This is a genomic window from Haloarcula halophila, from assembly GCF_029278565.1.
In the GTDB taxonomy this organism is placed as follows: domain Archaea; phylum Halobacteriota; class Halobacteria; order Halobacteriales; family Haloarculaceae; genus Haloarcula; species Haloarcula halophila.
The window spans coordinates 475,611-487,445 of sequence record NZ_CP119560.1 but is presented as its reverse complement, the minus strand read 5'-3'; the positions used below and the strand labels follow the sequence as shown (position 1 = coordinate 487,445).

11 protein-coding genes are annotated in these 11,835 nt (G+C 56.2%); 7 read left to right on the top strand and 4 right to left on the bottom strand.

Annotation, left to right across the window (positions count from 1 at the left end; translation table 11 throughout):
* Nucleotides 1-303 precede the first annotated feature (303 nt).
* Entirely contained in the window at nt 304-2,094 is a 1,791-nt protein-coding gene (ctaD, locus tag P0204_RS18215) for a cytochrome c oxidase subunit I (protein ID WP_276223654.1), read from the top strand.
* A gap of 43 nt (nt 2,095-2,137) precedes the next feature.
* On the opposite strand, the gene P0204_RS18210 is transcribed toward ctaD, so the two are convergent.
* Nucleotides 2,138-3,532: a protein adenylyltransferase SelO gene (locus tag P0204_RS18210; RefSeq protein ID WP_276223652.1), complete on the bottom strand. Its 1,395-nt coding sequence runs from the start codon at nt 3,530-3,532 to the stop codon at nt 2,138-2,140.
* Nucleotides 3,533-3,832: 300 nt separating this feature from the next.
* Between P0204_RS18210 and sufB the strand changes: the two genes are divergently transcribed.
* The 4 genes from sufB (at nt 3,833) to P0204_RS21175 (ending at nt 6,411) form a co-directional block, all read left to right on the top strand.
* The gene (sufB, locus tag P0204_RS18205; protein ID WP_276223650.1) at nt 3,833-5,263 is read left to right on the top strand and encodes a Fe-S cluster assembly protein SufB; all 1,431 of its coding nucleotides are present in this window, start codon (nt 3,833-3,835) and stop codon (nt 5,261-5,263) included.
* A gap of 52 nt (nt 5,264-5,315) precedes the next feature.
* Nucleotides 5,316-5,654: a 4Fe-4S dicluster domain-containing protein gene (locus tag P0204_RS18200; RefSeq protein WP_276223648.1), complete on the top strand. Its 339-nt coding sequence runs from the start codon at nt 5,316-5,318 to the stop codon at nt 5,652-5,654.
* Between the two features lie 147 nt (nt 5,655-5,801).
* A complete protein-coding gene (locus P0204_RS18195; protein WP_276223646.1) occupies nt 5,802-6,068 on the top strand; it encodes a hypothetical protein in 267 nt (88 codons plus the stop codon).
* A gap of 193 nt (nt 6,069-6,261) precedes the next feature.
* Entirely contained in the window at nt 6,262-6,411 is a 150-nt protein-coding gene (locus P0204_RS21175) for a DUF7563 family protein (RefSeq protein ID WP_419181157.1), read from the top strand.
* A gap of 161 nt (nt 6,412-6,572) precedes the next feature.
* Here the strand turns inward: P0204_RS21175 and P0204_RS21170 are convergent, their stop codons facing one another.
* Nucleotides 6,573-6,737: a DUF7333 family protein gene (locus tag P0204_RS21170; RefSeq protein ID WP_419181158.1), complete on the bottom strand. Its 165-nt coding sequence runs from the start codon at nt 6,735-6,737 to the stop codon at nt 6,573-6,575.
* A 418-nt stretch (nt 6,738-7,155) separates the two neighbouring features.
* Between P0204_RS21170 and P0204_RS18185 the strand changes: the two genes are divergently transcribed.
* A complete protein-coding gene (locus P0204_RS18185) occupies nt 7,156-7,839 on the top strand; it encodes a class I SAM-dependent methyltransferase (RefSeq protein ID WP_276223644.1) in 684 nt (227 codons plus the stop codon).
* A gap of 768 nt (nt 7,840-8,607) precedes the next feature.
* Here P0204_RS18185 and P0204_RS18180 read toward each other — a convergent pair.
* Nucleotides 8,608-9,843, bottom strand: coding sequence for an ABC transporter permease (locus P0204_RS18180; protein ID WP_276223642.1), 1,236 nt, complete (start codon nt 9,841-9,843; stop codon nt 8,608-8,610).
* Complete coding sequence (locus P0204_RS18175; RefSeq protein WP_276223640.1) at nt 9,843-10,544, bottom strand: ABC transporter ATP-binding protein; 702 nt, start codon at nt 10,542-10,544, stop codon at nt 9,843-9,845. Before P0204_RS18175 ends, P0204_RS18180 begins: the two co-directional genes overlap by 1 nt.
* A gap of 91 nt (nt 10,545-10,635) precedes the next feature.
* On the opposite strand from P0204_RS18175, the gene P0204_RS18170 reads away from it, so the two are divergent.
* Complete coding sequence (locus P0204_RS18170; RefSeq protein ID WP_276223638.1) at nt 10,636-11,694, top strand: LolA family protein; 1,059 nt, start codon at nt 10,636-10,638, stop codon at nt 11,692-11,694.
* Nucleotides 11,695-11,835: the final 141 nt, after the last annotated feature.

Here is an 11,835-nt window from a genome sequence, read left to right as displayed (position 1 = left end):
AACTTATGTTATTGTTCTGGTAGCCGGGATTGTCGCAGTGTTAGTCTGGTCCGACAAGTAAGGTGGTGATTTCCGCTGTCGTCTAGGGGAAGCGACCGAACAAGTCCTGGCATTCCTAACGATGCTGTTGACCGATTGTGATAGGCCGAAAATATTATAATTTATCTCATATAAATGCGGTTTTTGAAATCAGTGGTCACGTTCGGAAGGACCAGAACCGCACAAAATTTTTGCAACCCCATATAAAGGTGTTATACGGATAACCTGCAGAAGAATACAATCAGAGTGCTATTTTGTCATATAATGGCTGTAGGAGATCTAGTGCTGACAGGGCTGATGGCTGTCCTCCTCGTCGGCATTACCGCAGTACTCACGCGTATCGAGAACTGGCGGTCGTATACGCCACTGGCCGGCGGTGGAACAGCGACCGGTAAAGACGCCGTCGTCCGCAACCGCGAGAAACCCACTGGGCTAATTCGCTGGCTGACGACCGTCGATCACAAAGACATCGGACTGCTGTACGGGCTGTACGCCATCATCGCCTTCGCGGTCGGAGGTATCATGGCGATGCTCATCCGCATCCAGCTCATCGTTCCGGGGGGAGCGATTCTTGGACCGAGCGCGTACAATTCTATACTTACTAGTCACGGCATCACGATGCTGTTCCTGTTCGGGACGCCGATCATCGCGGCCTTCGCGAACTACTTCATCCCGCTGCTGATCGGGGCCGACGACATGGCGTTCCCGCGGATCAACGCCATCGCCTTCTGGTTGCTACCGCCGGCGGCCCTGCTCATCTGGGCCGGCTTCTTCCTCGCACCGGTCACCGAGAACATGATCGAGCCGGCCCAGACCGCCTGGACGATGTACACGCCGCTGTCGGTCGAGCAGGCCAACCCCGGCGTCGACCTGATGTTGCTTGGCCTGCACCTCTCCGGAGTCGCGACGACGTTGGGAGCCATCAACTTCATTGTGACTGTCTTTACCGAGCGCGGCGAGGACGTCAACTGGGCAAACCTCGATATGTTCTCGTGGACTGTTCTCACCCAGTCGGCGCTCATCCTCTTTTCATTTCCGTTGCTGGGCAGCGCTCTCGTGATGTTGCTCATGGACCGCAACCTCTCGACGACGTTCTTCGCTGTCGAGGGCGGTGGTCCGCTGTTGTGGCAACACCTGTTCTGGTTCTTCGGCCACCCCGAGGTGTATATTCTGGTGCTCCCGCCGATGGGACTGGTGAGTCTTATCCTACCGAAGTTCGCTGGTCGAAAGCTGTTCGGGTTCAAGTTCGTCGTCTACTCGACGCTGGCTATCGGCGTCCTCTCCTTTGGCGTATGGGCCCATCACATGTTCTCGACCGGAATGGACCCACGCTTGCGGGCCTCGTTTATGGCCGTCTCGATTGCGATATCCATCCCGAGCGCAGTGAAAACGTTCAATTGGATTACGACGATGTGGAACGGCCGCCTGCGACTGGCCACGCCAATGCTGTTCTGTATCGGCTTCGTCTCGAACTTCATCATCGGCGGTGTCACCGGTGTCTTCCTCGCCTCGGTACCCATCGATCTCATTCTGCACGACACCTACTATGTGGTCGGCCACTTCCACTATGTTCTAATGGGGGCACTCGCTTTCGGTATATTTGCGGGCATCTATTACTGGTTTCCCATCTTTACCGGCCGAATGTACCAGCGGACGCTCGGGAAAGCCCACTTCTGGCTCTCGATGGTTGGGACTAACCTCACGTTCTTCGCGATGCTGGCACTCGGTTATCTGGGTATGCCCCGCCGGTATGCGACCTACCAGCTCGACGGCGCAATCGCGCCGCTGGCACAGGTCTCGACGTTCCACCAACTGGCCACTGTCGGCGCGTTCATTCTACTAGTCGGCCAGCTTATATTCGTCTGGAACCTTCTCCAGTCCTGGTTGGAGGGGCCAAAAGTCGAGGACGGCGACCCGTGGGACCTCGAACGCGACGGGATGCTCAACAAGGAGTGGACCTGGTTCGACCGCAAGCTGGAGACGGCCATCACCGACGGCGGCGAGGACGAGGAGAAGTCCGCGTTGACCGACGGGGGTGAGCCAAAGGACGACTGACGCTGTTAAAATTGATGACTATGCTCATTTTGGTAATATCCGCTCACGTATTACAGTACGTTGTATACTCTGAATCAAATTCTCGCGGCGGTGGTTGCTTGAATTGTGAACCCATATCCTTCGATGTATAGGGATTTTCCAACACGGTCAATAGCTCCTTAAATTTGGATAGATCCCCAGTTTCGAGATACTCTCCCAGTGCCACTTCAACTAGGTAGTTGCGGGGGATATACCGCGGATTGGCTTCCTGCATCAACTTCTCATCTAGGCCGACAGCAGCCAACTTATTCCTCAACTGTTCGAATTCCTCGGTTGCAAACACCGGATAATCAAATGTACCTGGCGTTTCTAATTCGAGGAAGGTATTGGTATAGTCTGCGTTCGATTTGCGAAGCCACTCTATGAATTCATCGACGAGTCTGTCCTCACCATCTGAGTTGATTCCCAGTTTCTTCCGCATCATCGTGTAGTATTGCGCATCAAAGCGATCCTCAAATTCGTCCAGTTTGCCTTCGAGTTCATCATATGTGAGCGCTGATTGCGTACACAGCGGTTGGAGTGCCTCTGCAAATCGTTCAAGATTCCACCGCAAGATGGGTCGCTGATTTCCGAATGCATATCGGCCGTGCTTGTCGATCGAGCTGAAGACCGTCTCCTCATCATAGTAATTCATGAAGGCACATGGTCCGTAGTCAAATGTTTCTCCATTGATACTCATGTTGTCCGTATTCATGACGCCATGGATGAATCCGACACGCAGCCAGTCGACAACCATCTCAATTGACGACTGCATGACTGCATCGAAGAACGCTAGATATGTGCGATCTTTCGCATTTAGCTGCGGGTAGTGCCTGTTGATAACATAGTCAGTGAACCGCTGTAGTTCGTCGGATGCCTGACCCGCAACATACTGGAAGGTCCCGTATCGAATGTGGCTGTTCATCACTCGGACAAGGATGGCCCCAGGTTCTGTCTGCCGTCGTTCGACTGCTTCGTCAGTTTCGACGACTGCCAGACTTCTCGATGTTTTGATTTTTAAATTCTGCATCGCATATGAATAGAGATACTCTCTGAGCATTGAGCTGACAGTCGCGTTGCCATCGCCTCTTCCCGAGTACGGCGTTCGACCAGCCCCTTTCAGTTGAATATCGTATCTATTGCCATCGTTTACATGTTCACCGAGTATCATCGCTCTCCCATCGCCCAGAACTGTAAAACTTCCATACTGGTGGCCTGCATATGCTTGGGCAATTGACTCTTCCAAGAGATCTTGGCCTGCTAGAATTTTAGCATTGAGCTTTGCTGTATCCAATCCAAGATCAGCACATAGCCCGTCATTGAGAAGCAAAATTTCGGGGTTAGCGATACTTTTTGGCGTTACTCTCGAATAGAGGTCCGAGTCTAAATTTTTGTAAGTGGTATCAAATGAAAAGGTCATTTAGTTTCATATACCGTTACCTTGCTTGTTTTAATAAGCTTATTTTTTATCTATTTGTAGAGAGTAGCACAGAGAAGCCGAGTCGCCGGTCCTCTGTGCCACTCTGATAGGAGTTGGGAAAGACTACGGCTCCCGGTAGCTGGGGCAATTCCTCGGGTGCAATTGTCTGTCTTTCCCATACCAACCCATATTACGCGGGCACAAAAATATTTTTGATTTAAAAAATAGCATACGGTTCAGACAAAATAATACCTCTGATTGACCTAGAAATTTTTAACCCCTCGACTCAATATCTGATACATGAGCTCAGACCAGGATCACCTCAAAGAGACCGATACCGAAGCCCGCTTCGAGTTCAAGAAGGAGGAAAAATCCGCCTTCGAGACCGAGAAGGGCCTCACCGAGGAGACCGTCCGAGTCATCTCCGAAGACAAGGACGAGCCCGAATGGATGCTCGAGCGTCGCCTGCGCGCGCTCAAGCAGTTCCAGGAGATGCCGATGCCGACTGGCTGGCCCGGTGCGCCGGACCTCTCGGAAGTCGACATCGCCGATATTGTCCCCTACATCCGCCCGGACATCGAAACCCGCGGCGGTGCCGAATCCTGGGAGGACCTCCCCGAGGAGATCCAGGACACCTTCGACAAACTGGGCATCCCCGAAGCCGAGAAGAACGCCCTCTCGGGCGTGGGCGCCCAGTACGAATCGGAGATTGTCTACCAGAACATGCAGGAGCGCTGGGAGGAGAAAGGCGTCATCTTCTGTGACATGGACAAGGCCGTCCAGGAGCACGAAGAACTCGTCAAGGAGCACTTCATGACGAAGTGCGTTCCCCCAAGCGACAACAAGTTCGCCGCCCTCCACGGTGCGGTGTGGTCCGGTGGCTCCTTCGTCTACATCCCGGAGGACACCACGGTCAACATGCCCGTTCAGGCGTACTTCCGGATGAACTCCGAGGGGATGGGCCAGTTCGAGCACACGCTCATCATCGCCGAGGACAACTCCGAAGTCCACTACATCGAGGGCTGCTCCGCGCCGAAGTACTCCGCGTTTAACCTCCACAGCGGTGGCGTCGAGGTGTTCGTCGGCGAGAACGCCCACGTCCAGTACTCGACCGTGCAGAACTGGTCGAAAAACACCTACAACCTTAACACCAAGCGCGCGATCTGTGAGGCCGACGGGACGATGGAGTGGGTCTCGGGCTCGATGGGCTCGAAGGCCACGATGCTGTACCCCTCGACCGTCCTCAAGGGTCCGGGCGCGACGGACAACCACATCACCATCGCCATGGCCGGCGAGGGTCAGGACATCGACACCGGCGCGAAGGTCTACCACAACGCGCCCGACACGAAGTCCACCATCGAGTCCAAGTCCATCGCGAAGGACGGCGGCCGCACGAACTACCGTGGCCTCGTCCACATTGCCGACGGCGCCGAGGACTCCTCGACCTCCGTCGAGTGTGACGCGCTGATGTTCGACAACGAATCGACGTCGGACACCATGCCGTACATGGAGATCCAGGAGAACAAGGTCGACGTCGCCCACGAGGCCACGGTTGGGAAGATCGGCGACGAGGACGTCTTCTACCTCCAGTCCCGTGGGTTGGACGACGACGACGCCAAGCAGATGATCGTCGCCGGCTTCATCGAGCCGATCACGGAGGAACTGCCCATCGAGTACGCCGTCGAACTGAACCGCCTCATCGAACTGGAGATGGAGGGGTCGCTCGGGTAGTGACCGGTTCAGCTGGTTGCTGGACAAGACCAATGTACTAGAGGGCATCTCAATGGCTATCGATCCAAGTTTCGAGAATACCTACGAGGAAGTCGACAGGCACGAGGACCATCGGGTATGGACGACAGATGGTGAAGAACCAACGGAGCAAAAACAGGGTATCCACGGGACCCATGTTGCAGTGGATTTCGACATCTGTATTGCGGACGGGGCCTGTCTAGAGGACTGCCCTGTTGACGTGTTCGAGTGGGTTGAAACGCCGGGTCACCCTGAGTCCGAAATCAAAGCCGACCCCATCCACGAGGACCAGTGTATCGACTGTATGCTCTGTGTCGATGTCTGCCCTGTTGATGCCATCGACGTTGACCCGGGACGAGCGGGGCGGCTCTGAACTCTTGCTGGAAAAGTGTAGGCGATGATTCTAACATTACAGTGTTACCGGTGTGGAACCGAATATGAGTACGTTGGCACCTCGCCTCATCCAGGCCAGTGCCAAGCGTGTAGCTCTTCATGTGTCCCTCCTGCTGGGTCGGTTACAGTGACGAACAGTGTTCACTGGGAGAGCGCTAACGGGTTATCGAAGATCTGGGTACAGGCCGTTGACGATCGTGACCGCCCGTTTGAATTCGAAGTCGCCGCCCACGGTAGCCGCGGGAAGCTATCGGCACTCAAGATCGATGGTGTTTCGGTTGACCCACAGATTGACGAGACGCTCGAAACGCTTCCGCCGGCAGTGATAGCCGAACTCGCTGATATCGGAATCACCGAAGTCACGACTGGAGCGATTCGGTATTCAGAGCGATGACACCAGACATCTGTATCCAATCCACAACGGCGTTTGATAGCCCACGATCATCAATACGGGAAGACAGAACGAGTGACATAGATAGCACAGGCATTCGACTCTGGGAACACATACCGTATCCACGCGAGGATTTCAACAGGCAGTATGAGTTGGGTCGCAAAGCGTCGGCTCTTGAGGAGGGTCACTGACCCGTATGCCGGAATGCAGTACCTGCGGCGGACACGTCTCGGACCGGTTCGTGCGAGTATTTGGTGACGGTGAGGGCACAGTGTATGCGTGCCCCGCCTGTTCGGCGAACGCGGGAATCGGAGAAGTGACACGAGAGCGAAGTGAGCAGCTATAGAGCATAGTACTTTGATTCTCAGGCATCAACCGCTGAAGCAGGTTGCTTGGTAATGGCCTCCCGAGTTTCGTGCTTCCATTGGAACACCCCACACCCGACCGGCTATATGTCGCGTTATTCAGGACAGGAGCAACGTGGGCCTTGGCTATTGAGCTACACCGCTACGGACTGGCGTTGAACTCCCCGTATTTCATCCTCAAAAAGAACGCGATGACCGAGAAGACGATCATCGAGGGCAGGACCATTATGAAGACCGTCGAGGGAGTTATCACGGACGTGAGCGCGACTGTCGCAACGGCGACGATCACCAGTGCGTATCTCCAGATCTGCGACGGAGCCCAGGAAGCCGACTGATCGACCTGAATCGCGGCAGTTGACCAACGGACAGTCCACTCCCTGCACTGATCGTTAGACAACTCGATTGAGCATGCTGAGATAATCATGAACAGCTTCATAGTGGGACCTGCACCCTCTGATTAGCGTGCACCGCACGAGCGGAAATCGGATACGCAGATACGGCGCCAAGGTACAGCACTCAAGAATTGAGTTCAGAACTCTTGGGACGAACCAGCTGCTCAGCGTGGGTATTGACCACCAGCGGTCCTGCCAATATCAGTAGGTTTTCTGTACGCTGTGCAAGATGGAGAGCGCGAGTCTTGCATTCGAGTTAGAGAGAGAGTGCCTGTCTGAAACGGACATTTTTATACATCAGTGTACATATATGGTCAACATGGGTGGTGAGTCATGACTACAAAAAAGTACGAGATTGACGAGTTCGCCTTCATAGGGCGAACATTCACCGAATACCAGAAGATGTTCGATTTCGATCCCGCTTCCTGGGCCGGACAAAGTATTCTCGACTGTCCTGCTGGTCCCTGTTCTTTCGTGGCAGTGGCTCACGAACATGACATTACGGCTGTCGGTGCAGACAAAATGTACAATCGGTCGCCGGCTGCGTTGTCGAGTAGTTGTGCCGAGGATATCGAAACGGCGATGGATGCTCTCGATGGTGTCGAAGATCTATACGTGTGGGAGTTCTACGACGATGTTTCTGAACTCAGGGCCTACCGTGAACGGGCAGCCTCACGCTTCCTGTCTGACTATGCCCACAACGGCGACCGATACGTCTATGCGGATCTGCCAGCGACCCCGTTTGACGATCACGCGTTTGATCTCGTCCTTTCGGCACACTTTCTGTTCCTCTACGACGACCGGTTGTCCTACGAGTTTCACCTCGAAACTATCCGAGAGTTATGCCGGGTTGGCGCTCAACTCCGCGTGTTCCCACTGCATGGGTTCGATGCCGACCAGTCCGACATCGCTGAGACACTTGTCAAGGACCTCCAGTCAGAGGGCTACACCACCGATATCCGAGAAGTTCCATTCGAGTTTCAGCGTGGTGCTAACAAGATGTTAGTCGTTGAGTAAGTGCGAGCTCTCATTCGGAGAGGCCAGTATCTCGTATCGCATGAAATGATACGCTAAGTTCCTGCTGAATCTATGCTCTGTATCTTGCACGGGTTACCTGACAATATCCGAATAGCTCGAATTCCTCTAGAGACGTATTCTGTATAGATCGCTGGTCTATTCCGTTGAGAATGCTGCGAGAAGCACGACCAGTTTCTAAGGAGGGAGCTACTGCCTCTGAGTAGCGTAAAAGGCAGGATCGGAATTCGAGGCTCTGTTGAACTCCTATTGAATCCATACCTTTCCCGCTGAAACAGCCGGTAGGTAGGTGTGCGTATTGAACGGGGAAAGAACCATTGAGATAGAGCTGAAAAATCATATACTGTGGATACAGACAAGCCGAACCCGGGAACGGAACTCGGCTTTTCTTTTCGTCGGTTAGCACTTGTCCTACTCGTCTTAATAGCCTTTAGGGGCGCTACTGGAGGGATACGTGAGTTGGTTTTTGAGGGGAACTGGCTAGCTGGTATCCTGGGTGTCATAGTTGCAAGTGCCGTCGCCTATTGGCTTTTTAATCTGTATCATAGTGAGGAGTAAGACTCCTGTATCGACTGTCAAAGAGTTCGTCGAGTAAGCTGCGAGAAGCAAGACCAGAATGAAGCTTTATCAAATACTATTCTTATCACTCTTTGGCGACCGCCCACCGATATCTCGCTTGCTGGGAACAAAGGGAAGCGGAGGAGTAAAAACGGCCACACACGGCTTGTGGTCGACGACCTTGGGGTACCCCTACTCGTATCGGAGCGCGTCGATCGGATCGACGCGGGCGGCGCGCCACGCCGGGTAGAGGCCCGCGACGACGCCGACCAGCACGCCGACGCCGACGGCTAGCGCCGACCAGAAGGGTGCGAACGCGAAGCCGACCTCAGCGTACCGGGTTGCACCCCAACCGACGATCAGGCCCAGCGGGAGCCCGAGTAACGCCCCGAAAGTGCCTAGCAACGTCGCTTCCAGCAAGAATAGCTCCATCACGTCGCGGTTCCGTGCGCCGACGGCCTTCATAATCCCGATCTCCCGGGTACGTTCGGTTACGCTGACGAGCATGATGTTGGCGATGCCGATCGCGCCGACAACCAAGGCGATGACGGCAATCCCCGTGACGAATCGGGTAATCTGCTGAATCACATCGCTGATCTGCTCGGCGAAGTCGCCGCTGGTTCGAGCGACCAGTTCGACCCCGTCAGGGGCGAGCTGCCGAGCGTCGGATTCCGCCTGCAAATAGCGTTCGACGGCGTCGGTAACCGACAGCGTCTCGGCTGGCTCCGAGACGACAGTGAGTTGTGGATACGCTCGCTGTCGGGCGTTGGCCGACGGACTCTCGACGATAGCCTGATAGTAGGGGTCGGCCGGAACGTAGAACTCGGGCTGTGGGCCGAAATTGCCAACCGGAAGCTCGCCGCGGGTTCCGTTGACGATGCCGACGACAGTTAGGTTCCATGTCTGGTCCGTTCGCTGGACGGTAATTTCGTCCCCGACGGAGACGTTCTCCTCGAAGGTTGTCTCGACCGCCGCTCGGTTGAGGACGGTTTCGTTTTCACCAGTGTGGAAGCCGCGGCCGGCGACGAGCGTCTCGTTCGTGACCGCGTCGGGCGTGGTCGCCGTCGTCTCCTGGACCGACACTGTGTCGCCCCGATGGATCACCGAGTTTACTGGGATCCTCCCGCGCGGCACGACGGTTTCCACCCCCGGAATCGTTCCGAGATTGTCGATGTCAGACTCGGTAAACACTGGTTGCAGCGCCTGATCGAATCCTTCCTCGTTGTTCGGCTGGCCGAACACGTAGACGTTGTTTGCGCCGGAGTCGGCGATACCGCCGACGATTTCGGACTCGACGCTCGCGCCGAACGTCGCGAACGTGACGACCGAGGCAATGCCGATGACGACGCCTATGACCGTCAGCGTCGAGCGAAGCTTGTGTGAACGGATCGAGCGCAGGGCGATGGTAGCTGATTCTCTGGGGTCCATCAGCCACTCAGCTCCTCGATCCGTTCGATGACACCGTCGCGCACGTGGACGACCCGACCGGCGTGTTCAGCGATTCGGCGCTCGTGGGTGACCAGCAGGATCGTGTTCCCAGCCGCATGGAGGTCGTCGAGGAGACCCATAATTTGATCGCCAGTCTCAGTATCGACGTTGCCGGTCGGCTCGTCGGCCAGAATCAGCTCCGGGTTCGGAGCGAGCGCACGGGCAATCGCGACCCGCTGGCGCTGGCCACCTGAGAGTTCGGTCGGTTTGTGGTCCAATCGCTTGCCGAGACCGACATCGGCCAGCAGCTCACGGGCACGCTCGTGGCGCTCGGCCCGGCCCCACTCGTCGAAGACCAGCGGCATCGCGACGTTCTCGACAGCTGTGAGCCTTGGCATCAGATTGAACGTCTGGAAGATGAAGCCGACCTGGCTCCCGCGGATCGCGGCCCGTTCGGCTTCGGTTGCTGTCGATAGTTCCTGCTCGCCGACGGTAACAGTCCCCTCAGTCGGTGTGTCTAGCCCACCGACGAGGTTCAACAGTGAACTTTTTCCCGAGCCGCTTGGGCCCATAACGGCTGTGTACGACTCCGCTGGTAGTGAGAGCGACACCCCGGCCAACGCTTCGACAACGCCGCCAACATCGTAGCGCTTTCGCACATCCGACAGCGTAACAACGTCATCCGTTTCTGCCTGTGCCATTCATTTATCCTTAGGCCGGGAGGTGTATCAGGGTTGTCTCGGAGTCCCCACGGCACGAACGTATTTGAACGTCCAGCCATAATATTATATGATGAGTGCAAGACTGGACGGGAGTCGAATGCTCGTCGCTCTCGTTGTGATCGCTGCCACACTGGCAGGGTCAGCGACGGCGATCGAGACGCTCCAGCAGCCTTCTGGCGACGAGGTACTGGACAGCGTTGAGCAGCGGTATGAGAGCGCTGAGACGATCACAACCGAGGCCACAGTGACCGTCAGCAACGGCAGTGAATCGGCCACTGCGACGGTTGAGATGGCGGCGACGGCCGACAACCGGAGCCGGACCATTATCTCCCATGATGGGGAGACGTACCGAGCAGGTACGAACGGTACCGTTGCGTGGGCGGTCGGCCCGAACCGCTCTGTCGCGTACCCGGTCGACTCACTCGCCAACGGCGAGGCCTTCGACGACACTGTCGCACCTGATGAGCGACTGTCTGACGACGCCGAAGATCGGTTCAGCGAGCAGGGGCTGCCGAGCATGAACGCCTCGAACGTCTCTGCGACGGTCGTCGGGACGCCGTCGATCGACGGAACTGACACGTACGAGGTCGAACTGACCCATCCAGAGGTTGACGGCACCACGACGCTGTGGGTCTCCCAGGATGACTCACGCGTCGTCCGATCGGAGGCGACCGATGGCACTAACAGCACGGTCGTTTCAGTCCAGTCGACGGCGTTCAACGTCTCGATTCACGACAGCACCTTCGATCCGCCGACTGACCGAGTCTCGCTGACGACGGTCGACAGCTACGAGGAGTTCGACGCCGCACAGACGGCGACCGATCTTGAACTCCCCAGTCCGGATGCGACCTTCGCCGAGGCGACAGTCACTGTCCGGCAGGGAGAAACGGTCGTTGGGCAGCAGTACGACAGTGATGGGCGGAACGTCACTGTCATTTCGACGACCGCCACCGACCGGTTCGACCGGCTGACCGAGAACGCGACCACGGAGACGATCGATGGCCAGACGGTTGCTGTCCAAACAGTTGCGGACCGTGCCGTCGTGGCGTGGACCGACGACGGCGTGACCACTGCGGTTGTCGTTGAGGGTTCGACCGACCGGGCGCTCGCAATTGCCGGCGAACTGTAGCCACTCGGATACTGCGTCGTCTGGACGCTATCGTGACTCCTTACCAGCAATTTACGGGCGTTGAGTATCAGGTAGTATCTATGTTTGCAGGTGGCTCTCGCTCGTTTTCGTTCCTGCTTGTGGGGGAGGATCCGGACAGCG